The following is a 13,924-nucleotide window of genomic DNA, read 5'->3' as shown; positions in this document are numbered from 1 at the left end:
GAAAAAAGATTGCATATCTAGCAGGGTCTATAAATATGAATTTAGCATCAAATCAAAATACCTTACATAACCGTTCAAATTTTGGAGCATTCATCCCCAGTTTTCTTGATGATTATCCACTCGAACCAGAGGAATTCAGGCTTTATTCCCATATACAAAGAAGGGCAGGTGGACAGGGCTGTTTTGAATCGATTCCAAAAATGGCTCAACATTGTTATATGGCTCTCAAAACCGCCAAAAATGCCCTGAAGGTTTTGTTAGCTACAGGAATGCTCACAATACAAGAACGTCCTGGTACTACCAACATTTATACATTAGCTCCGGCAAGTGAGTGGGTAGAGCCTAAACAGGTATTGCTCTTACGAGAACAAATCAAAATTAAAAAAGAAAGCCCGGTTAAAAACGACCCCAGTCAAAAATGCATGGGGGGTGGGGTCAATTTTGCTCCCCCTACTGGGGTCAAAAATGCATTGGGGGTGGGGTCAATTTTGACCCACGAAGGTATTCCCATTAAAGATATCCCTGTTAAGGTACTCCCACTTAAGGACGCGCCACCTGAAAATAGCCCACTCCCAAACCATGAAAGTGTGTGTGAAAATGAGCAAATTGACTTGAACCTTCAAACAGAACTTGAAGAACTTGAAGAACTAACTCCAGAAGAACCAACCCCACAACTTTCCACTTCGTTGTTAAATAAATCCGAGACTTTGCAACAAACCGATAACCCCTCTTGTAGACCTACTATTGCGGCAGGGTCGTTCGAGAAATCCGAACAATCGAATAAGGTGCAACTAACCTGTCCCTACAAGACAGCCCGGAACGTGAAAGAACTGATTGATGCCTGGTTAACAGACCCGACTGCTATGAGTGATGATTGTGTGCCCCTGCTTGTCAGAGACTCAATCAAGTGGAATTGCTGGGTTTTACCTTGGCGCAATGGAGAACGAAAGCTGAATAACTTGTACCAGAACTTCAACCCGATAGTCGTTGATTTCCTGGCAAAAGAATTAGCTACTAAGTCTAAACTCTCGGCACAACAGGAAATTACTCATGCTGTTGCAGTCATGAACACTTGGGAGAAAAACAAGGGTGGGTGGACAAATTTGATGCAGCGTTATCACCAAGCAGTATTGCAAACAGAAAAACAGCCCCTATGTCAACTGCATACTGCTACGACGAAAAGACCAAACACTAGCACCACGCTTGAAGATGCTTTGCTACAAGACCAAATACGCCGTCAGCAAGAGCTTTTCAAACAAGAGCCATCTTTGGAGTATCAAAAAAGCCCACAAATGCTCCAGCTAAAAGCGAAACTTCAAGCTAAAGCAAATGAGCCGAAAGTTTCGAGCAACTCCAAATTATCTTCCATGAATTTGCGAGAAGTTGAAGCGCAATTAAAATTAGCGCTTCGAGCGTAAACCTTTTGAATTGCAAATTGAGGTAGTTATGCACTCTAATCAAAACAACGTACTTTCTTTTGCTCCTGACCGAAACCAAGTCAACTTACCACCTCAAAACATTGAGGCGGAAGAAGCGATTTTAGGCGGGATTATGCTTGACCCAGAAGCAATGACCAGAGTCAGCGATATCCTTGTCAGTGATGCCTTTTACATCAGTGCCCACAAAGATATCTATCAAGCCGCAGCTCGACTTCATGCTACATATCAACCCACAGATTTACTAAGCGTTACCGCTTGGTTAGCTGACCACAATCTTCTCGACCGCATTGGTGGCAGAAACAAGTTAGCAACTTTGGTAGACCGCACTGTGTCCGCCGTCAACATCGATGCTTTAGCTAACTTAGTCATGGAAAAATATCGAAGACGGCAGTTAATCAGAGCCGGTTCAGAAGTTGTCAAACTCGCCTACCAAACCGAAACGGAATTACCACTCGTACTAAACCTTGCTGAGGCGGAAGTTTTCACCGTTACCCAAAATCAAAGCGATGAATGCTGCAAGGTTTTCTCAGCACAAGACATGGGCATTGAACTTTTTCAAAAGCTGGAGATGGGGAATATGGCAGGCGACAAAGTTGGTTGGTACGACCTCGAAAATATCACCGGGGGGATTTACCCCAGCAGCTTAGTTGTAGTAGCTGCTGAATCCCACATGGGGAAAACTCACTTCATGATTTCTTACGCTTATGAAATCATGACCAAACTTGGAAAACCAGTTCTGTACGTAACTCCAGAAATGGATAAGAATCAACTCAATGCCCGAATGCTGGCCCGAATCACTGGCGTAGACGCTTCTATGATTCAAACCAATACTCAATGCTACTGGGAGCAAATAGCACAAGGTATAGGACAGATGGTGGAACTGCCTTGGAAGGTTTACGAGCATTCCTCCCCTACAACCACAATGATTGCTTCTGCTGTGCGTCGTGCCATTGCCGAATTTGATAGTTCTATTGGTGCTGTGTTTATTGACTACTTGCAGCAGATTCCTCTGGAATCAGGGGGGAACATGGCTTTTGAAGTCGGCAAGATTACCCGCCAGATTCGGGATATTGCCAAGTCTCACAAAATCCCTGTTTTCTTGGGCTGTCAAATCAATCGAGGGAATCAAACAACGGCTGATAAACGCCCCAATCGTCATCTGTTACGTAATTCTGGTGAAATCTTTGAGGTTTGTGACCAGTTAATCATGCTTTACCGCGATGCTGTTTATACAAAAGACCCAAGCGATCGCACTATTGAGTTGATTGTTGAGAAAAACCGCCTTTACGGTAAGCTCGGCACTGCGACCATGTTGTGCGATTTATCCACATCGAAATTTTTGAACTTGGCGAGGTAAACGGGATGGAGTTAATTAATTTGGTGTGCTACTACCGCCATTTCGGTCACGTAAATACTCCCAAATTCTGCGGATTTCCTCTTGAAAAACTTGACGGTCGCGCTCTGCTTGGAGTAGAGAAGCCAACAATACTTCACGATCTCGGTCAGCTTGAAGTTCAACTTGCCTTATGGCTTGATGATCGCGTTCAGCATCTCTTTGAGCAGCGCGTAATCCTTCCTGATGGAGGCGTGCAATGTCAGCCAGTTCTCTAATGGTACGCTCTAACCTTGCAATGGTTTGCGAATTTCCCCGTGTTTCCTGCCTGTTAGCATTTTGTACTGTCCTATAGCATTTCCAGTTCGTCACCTATCTCTTCTAGACGAGTATCAATATTATCAAACCTTACACTGCTATCTTCTGGTGGAAAAGCGTTTGTCATAATCCCTCCTTTCTCTTTCTATTCTCGCAGAAACTCACAACTACAGACTTTATGAGTACAACTATCCAACAACTCTTTCATAAATGGGCAATTCTTGCCCCTGATGAATGTTTATCTACTGAGCGCGATTACAAGTTCAAGCTCCGAATTTTACCAGATGTTGAAAAGTGCAATTCTCTTACTGCTAGTCGCCAAATTATTACTGAGAACTTAGAAACACATTTAGCCAATCAACGTGATCTTACAATTCAATTGTTGAATTTTGTGTTACTGACGATTATTCAACACTGCGCGGCTCGACATTCCAGTATCAGCTTCAGCTTTACAGAACTTGGGACTATCGCCACAATCTGCAACGGACTGCGTTCACAGCCACATCCACATCCAGCGATCGCGGCATTAGACGCATACATTCAATTGCTGGAGTTTTAAAACCCATGAAAGCACTTTCAGTCAGGCAGCCTTGGGCATGGGCAATTATTTTTGCTCTAAAGGATATTGAAAACCGAGGCTGACCTATTCATTATCGCGGCGACATTCTGATTCACGCAGCCAAAACTTGCACCAAAAAAGAGTACCAGTCAGCGAGAGAATTTTGCCAAGGGATGGGGATAGTAATCCCAGAATTAATCTCTCTACGTCGCGGGCAAATTATCGGCATAGTCACAATAGTTGATTGCCGATTCTCACAAATTGCATCTGGCTGGGGGATGCCTGAGCAATACCACTGGAAGCTGGAGAATCCACGCGAGATTACACCGATTCCTTACATTGGGCGGTTGGGAATTTTTGAAGTACCTGATGATTTGGTCAGAGAAGCGATCGCTCACAACCAGATATGACCACAAACAGCAACAGTCTTTATGCACTTCTGGTTAATTTGAACCAGTAATGTTTATGTCAACTGCAATACCCGAAAAATTCTTAGAGGACGACCTTAAAGGTCAACAACTCCGTAGCCAAGGATGCCTCTATCAGTACATAGAAAAGAAAAAGCTACTTAATGGGTCAACCGCTTTTTACCCACGTGTGATTGGTGAGCGTGACCCAGAAAATCCTCAAAGTTGGCGATGGGCTTACAACTGGGAAGAGAAAGTGGAAGGGCTATGGAAAGGGCGAAGCATTGGCTCAATTCCTTGTGCTGCTGTTACCATGATTCGCTCTTTGCAACAACAGGGAGCGGCAAGAGAAGATATCATCGCTTTTATCAAAAAAGCGAAAACCAAAAAGTATTCTCCAAAAATTTTACATGTCTGCAAAAATTTTGATAACACAAAATTAAAACCAATACTTCCAAATGATGCACCGATCGCCGTAGTATTATTTGCTGGCGGCGGTGGAATTGAGGCTGGGATGGTCAATAGTGGTATTCGCCCAGTCATTGCGGTGGAATTCGACCCCACAAAACCAGACTTGAGCAGGGCGATCGCTCTCAACCATCACCACAACTTTAGCGAGTATGGCTGTAGAATCGTCCAGCTAACAGTGCAAGAAGTAGCACGGTTAGGATTCATAGGTTTTCCTCGCCGTCCTGACTATCTCCATGCCTCCCCGGTGTGCGCTAATTTCAGTCAAGCCCACACTGCCAAAGCAGGCAAGGGTGTTGAAACGGCTGACGATCTAAGTGCAGCGATCGCTGTAGCAGAAGCCATCCGACAATTGCAGCCACGGGTGTTTACGCTAGAGAATGTCCCGCGCTATCAGAACAGTCAAAGTTTCAGTATTATCCTGTTAGCTTTGGAACTTGAGGGGTACTCGGTCGATTACAGCGTGGTCAATATGGCTGACTTTGGGCTACCCCAGGCGCGGCGGCGGTTAGTCCTGATTGCAAGCAAGGGTTTTCACGTTGCCCTACCTTCAGGAGCTACACCTTGTGGTTGGTATGGGGCGATCGCTCATCTTATCCCCACGATGAACGACTCGCAACTTCTGCCCAAACAGCAGCAAGCCGTAGAACAATTTCTAGCAATCAATGAACCCACACCGCTTTTGATTGAACGGGTTGGGGGGCGCAAATTACTTAAATACAAGGCGGGACATTTGCCTGCCAACACCATTTTGAGATCGCATTTCACCGACCACAAGGGATGCAACCGAAGCAAATTCGCTGATATCTGGTTGCCTGGTGGTACGGTCAAATCCTTGTCTATTGCGGGAGCTGCGAAGTTACAAGGTTTCCCTAGCTGGTACGAATTCCCGCCGGAAGTTGCAACGGCTGGGTCAATCATCGGGTATTCTGTGCCTGCTTTGTTCGCTACTCAATTATTCACATCAGTACAAAGTATTTTAAAAGCTTCAATTGTATGACTAACCTTGTCCAAAACTTAGAACAGTGCTGGTACATCTCCCCACCTTGGGGTCAACGAATTCCGCCTCTACTTGTCAGTCTGTTAGAGCGAGTGTATGTTAAGTCTGCCAAAGCATTCGGTTATTGCTGCGGTATCGAATGGTCAGAACAAGGCTGGAAATATGAAATCGTTACTAGTGGTGACAATATTACTGTTTCGGCTAATGAACTTATCGGAACTGGTAATTTACAATCGGTTACTAAAGAAAAACCTGTTTTCCGGCTGGGTGAGTTGGTCGAGTTCCGCTTTCATGGAGATGGGCCACCGATTCATATTGTCCAGGGCATTCAACTGATTAACGATTGCTGGTTTTACAGTATCGAATGGATGTCACCTGCTATATCGGAAAAAGGTGACGAGGTTTTTGGTTCAAGAGATTCCATTGCACGGGTAACTGATTACGATTTGGATCGTGTGCAGTCATGATTTATACCTCATGTTACCGTGGCGAAATCCGAGGTGAGGGGATCTCCATCTCGCTTTATCCTCCACACAATTGGCTGGGTTTGCACCTGCCTCTCTTTGCCCCAACTCCAGAACTGCTCAAGTGGTGGAAAGCCTCTGCCCAGGATGCTGAAGCTGAAAAGAGAGTACAAGCGCCAGTTTCTGCTGATTCTTGAGTCACAGGCGGCAATTGATTGATCTTTGGGTAAGAAAGCAGCGCAACTCAGACGCAGATATTACGCTGTGCTGCGCGTGAAAAAGCCGAAGACTTTTGCCATCGCCACATCGTCGGGCAGGGGGTGATACTGCGTGATCTGCCAGAGTTATGGAGTGGTGAAGTTGCAGCAGCTAATCAAATGCCCACAAATTGTAGACAAAATAACCCTACACAAACGCAATTAAGTAATGGTATCGGTCAGCAATACGGTTTAGATAAGAAATCTACTCGTGTTTGCGTAACGTCTCCTCTCCTTAAAAGGCAAGCACAAGAGCTTTCTCAACAAAGAGATGTTTTAACCGAAAGGTATTGGTTTCATCCCTATCTTTGCCGTTTTATGAAACAGGCAGATGGGGAAGTAATACAAGTTATATCTTCTAAATGGCTTGACTACTAGCAACCACTAATAATATTAAGCAATATTATATTTAGATAAAGATTTAGTAAAATACTTAATTTCACCTATCTAAAGGGGTAAATTAAAAATAGTCAAAAAACTTTACAACGGATGTTTAAAAGTCCCAATTTCTGGGCATTTTAGCCTAAAACACTATCTCCTCTTTAGGTATCTGTAATAGATGCTAAACATTTATGTTTTGAGAAATCACTGAGTATTTTAAGAAAATACCTACTTTTAACATTAACTAGCAAAATAAAATTATCTGCTTTTTCCTATTTAAAGAGTTTTATGAGCGCTGTGTTACAGCTTATTAAAAATGTCAAATATAGGATTAGGCTAATTTGCCAATTTATAAAAAAAATCGAAAACCTTTATTAACTTTAATGTGTACCAAAATCAGCAGACGCAAAATAATCTCACTGAAAAGTCGATTTTTTTAAATGAGGAATACCTCACTGGGTGCAACTATCCCAACAGAAATTCATTGCCAAAGGTGAAAGAATTAGATAATCAACCAAAAATAGACTGGCAGCAGATACTTTATTCGTTAACAGAACTTAGCCCATTCCCGATTGGGATTGTATGCCTGGAAAGCCAGCAAGTTCTCTTTAAAAACGAATTATTAGCGTCTTTTTTAGAAATTGAGCCAAGTCAAAGATTCGACAAAATCATCCCTAGTTTTTATGACCAGCCAACTTTATGGGCTAAATTAGTTAATAACCTTAAAAGTGGCAACCTCATCAAAAATTGTGCCGTGGAAGTGAAAAAAGCCAATGGTGATATTTTTAAGGCGGAAATTTCAGCTAAGGTTGTTAAGTACGAAGACAAACTAGCAGCACTATTCATATTTATGAATAGTACTGAGCATTTAAATGAGCATTTAAAAACCCAGCATGAGGATTTTTCATTAACAGCTGCTGTACAAGAGATAGCAGATCCCATTGACTTCACATACAGCCGATGCAATTTGGTAGATGTGAACCTTTCTATTGTAAGCACTACAAATAATCCGAACGTTCAATCAGTTGAAAAAATCTCACCCTTACAGGAGCCAGAAGTAGATTTACATCTAATGGAACGTGCGATTGCTGCTAGTAGTAATGGCATTATTTTGACAGATCCCAATCAACCAGATAATCCGATCATTTATGTCAACCCAGCCTTCGAATTGATTACAGGGTACTGTGCCAGTGAAGTCATTGGGCGTAACTGTCGTTTTTTGCAAGGAAACGACTTAGAGCAAGTAGCCCTCCAGGAATTACGTAGTGCCATTCAAGAACAAAGAGAATGCCATGTTATTTTACGGAATTACCGCAAGGATAATTTTCTGTTTTGGAATGAACTTTACTTAGCTCCTGTGTTTGACAATTCCGGTTATTTGACTAACTTTATTGGTATCCAGACTGATATTACTCACCATTTACAAGCCCTTGAAGCATTAGGAAAGCAAGAAGAACAGTATCGCCGCATTGTACAAACAGCAACTGAAGGAATTTGGTTACTCGATAAAGACAACTGCACTACCTTTGTCAACCAACAGATGGCAACAATGTTGGGCTACACCATTGAAGAGATGCTGGGTGCAACACTGTTCTCTTTTATGGATTCTGAAGGGTTGGAGATTGCTAATTCTTGCCTTTCACGACGTTATCAGGGTATTCAAGAAGCGCATGATTTTAAATTTCGCTGTCAGGACGGTTCTGACCTCTGGGCAATCATTTCTTGTGCCCCGTTATTAGACGACCAGGGAAATTATGCTGGGGCCTTGGGGATGGTTACTAACATCACTGACCGCAAACTAGCAGAAGCTGCACTGCAAGAAAGCAAACAACGTTTAGATGGAATTCTATGTTCTCTTGAAGACGTAATTTGGTCAATTTCTGCTGATACTTTTGAAACTCTTTATCTCAATCCTGCGGCTCTGAAAGTTTATGGTTATTCTGTATCAGAATTTTTTGAGAACTCTAATCTTTGGTTCGAAGTCATTCACCCAGAAGATCAGCAACAAGTTCATGCTGCCATTCAACCATTATTCTTAACTGAGAAGCAAGAATTAGAATACCGAATTGTTAGACCTGATGGGCAGGTACGCTGGCTATTAAACCGTAGCCATCTAATTTATAACGCTTCTGGTCTGCCGATTCGTATAGATGGGATTGCAACAGATATTACTGAACGTAAACTTCTTGAAGAAAAGTTAGTTCACAATGCTTTTTATGATGCTCTGACTGGACTACCCAATCGAATTTTATTTATAGACAGGCTAGAACAAGCAATTGCACAGATGAAACATAATCCAGATGATTTGTTTGCTGTGTTGTTCCTTGACCTTGACCGTTTCAAAGTCGTCAATGATAGTTTAGGGCACTTAGTTGGCGACCAATTATTGGTAACGCTTGCTCAACGTTTACAACAATGTTTGCAGCCTGACGATACTGTTGCTCGCTTAGGTGGAGACGAGTTTACCATTTTGCTCTCCCATATTCAAACTATTGAAGATGCCACCGACATCGCAAAACATATACATCAGGCATTAAAGCCGCCTTTTAACTTGTGCGGGTATGAAGTATTTATGACTGCTAGCATTGGCATCGCTTTAGGTACAAACAAATACGTTCAACCCGCAGATTTACTTCGAGATGCTGACACTGCCCTTTACCGCGCTAAAGAACAGAGTCAAGCTGGACATATAGTTTTCGATACCACTATGTACGATCGGGCAGTAGAGCTGTTGCAGTTAGAAACTGACTTGCGCTGGGCTGTTGAACGACAGGAGTTATGCATTTTCTACCAGCCAATTATTTGTATAAAAACAGGAAAAATTACAGGATTTGAAGCATTAGTTCGCTGGCAGCATCCAGAACGCGGACTTATTTCTCCAACCGAGTTTATTCCCGTAGCAGAAGAAACTGGACTGATTATCCCAATTGGTCAATGGGTATTAACTGAATCTTGTAAGCAATTGCGGCAGTGGCAACTACAATTTCCTGCCATCAAGCCCTTAACCCTCAATGTTAATCTTTCTGGTAAACAGTTTTCTCAACCTCATCTAATTGAACAAATCAGTCAAATTCTCCAAGATACTGGACTTAGCTCTAGCAACTTAAAGCTAGAAATCACTGAAACTGCAATTATCGCCTCTCCTCAAAAGGCTACCTCCATCCTTAAACAGCTTAAGGCTTTTGGATTGCAATTATGTATTGATGATTTTGGGACAGGTTATTCATCTCTGGCTTATTTGCATAATTTTCCGATTGATGTTCTCAAGATTGACCGCTCCTTTGTCAATCGCATTGATAGCGATACTGAACAATTCGCTATTGTTCGAGCTATTGTTACTTTAGCTGATAACTTAGGAATGAGTGTCGTTGCAGAAGGGGTAGAAACAATTAACCAATTAGCGCAACTTCAATTGCTGCAATGCCAACAAGCACAAGGATACTTATTTTCAAAGCCTTTGGATCAAGAACAGGCAAGAAATTTATTAGCTTCTGGACAATCCTTTTTGAGAATATAAAGGTATATGATTAACCCAAACGAAAAGCTAGATTATTTCTATTTTTGGTGGAAGTATTTAACCATAAAGTGCCTCAAGGAAGAGATATGTTGACCGAAAGGCATTGCAACCTTTCACAGATAGCTAGTCAAAGAAACTTAAGAGTTATCAGTGTCACTTTCTTTTTTATCAATAAGTACGTTTGCTAGTTCCCTTTCGGATTGTTTAATTGGAATTTCAATCACAAACTGTGCCCCTTCACCAGGTTGGGACAGGCACTGTAATTTCCCTCCGTGCTTTTCTACAATTTGGTAGCTAATTGAGAGTCCCAAACCTGTACCTTGACCAACAGGCTTTGTGGTAAAAAACGGATCAAATAACTTCGCCTGTACTGCCTTTGTCATGCCAACTCCGTTATCTTTGATGTAGATTTGAACCCAATCATTTGCTATAAGTTGTGTTTTGATAGTAATTCGGGGATAGTGTTTGTCTTTATCCGACTTAGCAGGCTGACGACAGGGCTCTTCCACTGCATCGATCGCATTTGCTAACAAGTTCATAAATACTTGGTTAAGTTGTCCAGCAAAACATTCTATCAACGGTAAAGAGGCATACTGTTTGACAATCTCAATCCCTAAATGTAACGAATTAGCTTTCAGACGATGCTGCAATATTAATAAAGTGCTGTCGAGTCCCTCATGAATATCCACAGGTTTTACCTGAGCTTGGTCAAGCCGCGAGAAATTTCGTAAGGAAAGAACAATTTCACCAATTCGTTCGGCCCCTATTTTCAGCGAAGAAAACAGTTTCGGCAAATCTTCGGCAATAAATTCTAAGTCTGATAAAATTGCTTGTTTTTCAATTTCTGGATGAGGTTGAGGATATATCTGCTGATAGATATTTAACATCTTAATTAAGCTTTGCGTATATTCATGAAGATGACTGAGATTGCCAGAGATAAAGTTAACTGGATTATTAATTTCATGGGCAACTCCTGCTACTAATAATCCCAAAGAAGACATTTTTTCAGAATGAAGTAGATGAGCTTGAGTTTGCTGCAAATGCTCTAGTGCCTGAGCAAGTTGTATCGCTTGTTGCTGTGTCTGGTTAAGCAGTACCACATGTTGCAAAGCTACTCCTAACTGAGCCGCAATTTGACGAACAAATTCGATTTCTGAATCTTGCCACTCACGAGATTTTTGACATTGATGAATACCTAATAATCCCCATAGCTGCCCTTGCTTGAGCATCGGAATGACTAAATTCGCTCTAACTTGGAAACGAGATAGCATTGAAACATAACACTCATTTAACTCACTGTTATAAATATCGGTCACGGCATGAACGTAGCCTTGGCAGAACTTTTCTATATGCTCCTGTCCTAAACAGCGATCGTATACTTTCGCTGTTAATGTCGATAAGAAACGCTCTGCAACATCTTCTGCAATCACTTCGCCGCCATCATAATTAGATTCGGAATAAAAACGGAAAATCACAACCCGATCGCAATTGAGTACTCGACGGAGTTCTTGAGTGGTAGTTTCAAAAATCGCATTCAAGTCTAGCGATTCCCGAATTTTGGTAATTACACTGGCTAAAGTTTGCTGCTGCTCTGCTACAAGGGCTAACTTTCTGGTTTGCGCTCGTACTTGCTCTAAGTATTCGGCTTGTTGTAATGCCACTCCCAATTGCGTTGCTATTTGTGTAAAAAACTCAATTTCTGAAGCTTGCCAATGCCGCGTGCTGGAATGTTGATATGCTCCTAATAAGCCCCATAGTTCTTGCCCGACAAAAATTGGTGCAATCATGAAAGCTTGAACATGAAATTGTTCTAGTATCTCAATGTGGCACTGGGTAAATCCTTGGCTGTGTATATCATCAACGACAAAAGTTTCATTATTACGATAGCGTCCACCTTGAGTTTCCTGTAAGTACGTATCATCCCATACCATACCTACGCCAAGCTTGATACTTCGTCCCCATCGCGGATTTGCCGTTTCATAATCACCGACAAATTCACCTCCCCAGTCAGCATTAAAGCGATAGACACTTAAGCGATCGCACTCTAGCAATTGGCAAACTTCTTGAGTGGTGGTGCGGAAAATAGTCGTCACATCGAGTGACTGACGCATATTAGCAATAATCCGCGCCAGGGCTTGCTGACGTTCAACTGAACGCTGTAGCTCAATTGTTGAGTGTTGCAAATCGGTATTAGTCTGTTGCAGTTCTAAAGTCCGATCTCGTACTTGCTGCTCTAGATTGGCATTCAAAGCTTGCACTTGTTCGTAAAGTCGATGCTGCTTGACTGCTGTGGCAAAGCGTTCACCTAAAGCTTGAGCCAATTTGATTTCCGACTCAGACCACTGCTGTGCTTGCCCAGTTCTCAGTTCTCGCCATGCAGCAAAGGACTGACGCGGCATCAGTTGACGAGAATCAGTATCCACACAGCCTGCCCAAATCGTTTCAATATCGACCTCATCTCGAAAGATAGTTAAGCAGCCAACAATTGTACTACCGTGCTGTAGCGGTACAATTAATAAACCCCGAACTTGCGTTGTTTGAAAGCAGGGAGCAACTGAGCGTAATAACGGTTCTTTATAAAGATCCGCAATCGCCCATAAATTCGAGTCATAACTAAGTTCGTTAACTGGAGGAGTTAAAGCGTAAATCGCCCTCATCCAATTCACTGACCATGATTTATGACTGGGGTTTTCTAGATTCTCAGGAGGGCAGATACTTGCAAACAGATATTTCTGCCATAATCGATGCTCCTCAATAGGTCTACCCTTCCTCAAGACATCAGAACCTTCTCTTAAGTTTGCTAAGAGTAAAACTTCGTTATTTCTTTCCATCGGTGAAACCCATGCCCGATCTACCAGCGATAGCTCTTGAGTCAAAGGGCTTGGTGTTTGCTCTTGCCCAATATCTAGTTGATTAGGCTGTAACCCAAAAGTATAGAGTTTTGCTGTTTGTTCGTCGTCTGGTAGTAAATAGAGTCGTCCTCCAGAACCATTAAACGCAGCTACTGTTTCTTCCAAGGCAGTTTGCAACTGAGCAACAGGCGTACTATGTAATTGCTCAGTAACTTTGTTAATAATTGCTTCTTGACGGGCTTGTTCTCGTACTTGAGTCAGTAAAATCGATTGCGATATGGCGATTGCTACTTGATCTACCACCGACTGAATTAACAATAATTCCTGCTGTGTCACGACTCGCGCTTGGGAATGGTGCGATACTAATAATCCCCACAATTGAGATGATTCCATCACATTAGGTGATGAGTCTTTCCCTGTTTCTTGATTTTTTAAAACAATCGGGACTACAACTGAAGACTTGACTCCCATCGCTGTCAGATATTCCAGATGGCAAGGATCTACCGGACGATAGCGAATATCTTGCTGCTCTAATGGTTTACCTGTTTCTGGGCAATCCAGAGGACTAATCCCAATTTCTTGTGTTGTTAGATCAACAATACATCGCTGACGCGCTCGCACAAACAGTTCGCGCGCATAAGGTGGTATGTCATCTGCGGGAAAGTTTAATCCTAAAAGCGGTGGTAAACGATCTTCTTGAATCGATTCAGCAATTACTAACCCATGACCATCCGCTTGAAACTGATAAATTTTGATGCGATCTGTGCCTAAAAATGAGCGCACTTCTGCAACCGTCGCTGATAAAATTTCTTGTAGTTCTAAAGACTGTCGAATACGGCTGGCAATCCGATGCAATAATATTTCTTGAGTTTGGCTTACTTGGTTTGTGAGGAATTCCATACTTGAGTACAATTAAATATTTGAGTATT

11 protein-coding genes are annotated in these 13,924 nt (G+C 42.3%); 9 read left to right on the top strand and 2 right to left on the bottom strand.

Annotation, left to right across the window (positions count from 1 at the left end; translation table 11 throughout):
• Positions 1 to 35 precede the first annotated feature (35 nt).
• A complete protein-coding gene (locus NPUN_RS42595; protein WP_012413036.1) occupies positions 36 to 1,418 on the top strand; it encodes a hypothetical protein in 1,383 nt (460 codons plus the stop codon).
• A 28-nt stretch (positions 1,419 to 1,446) separates the two neighbouring features.
• On the top strand, positions 1,447 to 2,796 hold the full coding sequence (locus NPUN_RS34475; protein ID WP_012413035.1) for a replicative DNA helicase: 1,350 nt from the start codon (positions 1,447 to 1,449) through the stop codon (positions 2,794 to 2,796).
• 15 nt (positions 2,797 to 2,811) lie between these two features.
• On the opposite strand, the gene NPUN_RS41245 is transcribed toward NPUN_RS34475, so the two are convergent.
• A complete protein-coding gene (locus NPUN_RS41245; protein WP_012413034.1) occupies positions 2,812 to 3,144 on the bottom strand; it encodes a hypothetical protein in 333 nt (110 codons plus the stop codon).
• A 124-nt stretch (positions 3,145 to 3,268) separates the two neighbouring features.
• Between NPUN_RS41245 and NPUN_RS34465 the strand changes: the two genes are divergently transcribed.
• From NPUN_RS34465 to NPUN_RS34435, 7 genes are all read left to right on the top strand, one after another.
• Positions 3,269 to 3,649: a hypothetical protein gene (locus NPUN_RS34465; RefSeq protein ID WP_012413033.1), complete on the top strand. Its 381-nt coding sequence runs from the start codon at positions 3,269 to 3,271 to the stop codon at positions 3,647 to 3,649.
• 173 nt (positions 3,650 to 3,822) lie between these two features.
• Entirely contained in the window at positions 3,823 to 4,059 is a 237-nt protein-coding gene (locus tag NPUN_RS43880; protein ID WP_012413032.1) for an ASCH domain-containing protein, read from the top strand.
• Positions 4,060 to 4,114: 55 nt separating this feature from the next.
• Complete coding sequence (locus NPUN_RS34455) at positions 4,115 to 5,524, top strand: DNA cytosine methyltransferase (RefSeq protein ID WP_148220476.1); 1,410 nt, start codon at positions 4,115 to 4,117, stop codon at positions 5,522 to 5,524.
• Positions 5,521 to 5,991 (top strand): DUF1392 family protein, encoded by a 471-nt coding sequence (locus NPUN_RS34450; RefSeq protein WP_012413030.1) that lies wholly within the window; start codon positions 5,521 to 5,523, stop codon positions 5,989 to 5,991. Before NPUN_RS34455 ends, NPUN_RS34450 begins: the two co-directional genes overlap by 4 nt.
• On the top strand, positions 5,988 to 6,185 hold the full coding sequence (locus tag NPUN_RS34445) for a hypothetical protein (protein WP_012413029.1): 198 nt from the start codon (positions 5,988 to 5,990) through the stop codon (positions 6,183 to 6,185). Before NPUN_RS34450 ends, NPUN_RS34445 begins: the two co-directional genes overlap by 4 nt.
• Positions 6,186 to 6,308: 123 nt before the next feature.
• Positions 6,309 to 6,623 (top strand): hypothetical protein, encoded by a 315-nt coding sequence (locus tag NPUN_RS34440; RefSeq protein ID WP_012413028.1) that lies wholly within the window; start codon positions 6,309 to 6,311, stop codon positions 6,621 to 6,623.
• Between the two features lie 388 nt (positions 6,624 to 7,011).
• The gene (locus NPUN_RS34435) at positions 7,012 to 10,143 is read left to right on the top strand and encodes a sensor domain-containing protein (RefSeq protein WP_012413027.1); all 3,132 of its coding nucleotides are present in this window, start codon (positions 7,012 to 7,014) and stop codon (positions 10,141 to 10,143) included.
• A 137-nt stretch (positions 10,144 to 10,280) separates the two neighbouring features.
• Here the strand turns inward: NPUN_RS34435 and NPUN_RS34430 are convergent, their stop codons facing one another.
• Entirely contained in the window at positions 10,281 to 13,895 is a 3,615-nt protein-coding gene (locus tag NPUN_RS34430) for a GAF domain-containing protein (protein WP_012413026.1), read from the bottom strand.
• Positions 13,896 to 13,924 lie beyond the last annotated feature (29 nt).

It is taken from the genome of Nostoc punctiforme PCC 73102, assembly GCF_000020025.1.
GTDB classification, from domain to species: domain Bacteria; phylum Cyanobacteriota; class Cyanobacteriia; order Cyanobacteriales; family Nostocaceae; genus Nostoc; species Nostoc punctiforme.
This window is presented reverse-complemented; position numbering and strand designations above follow the sequence as displayed.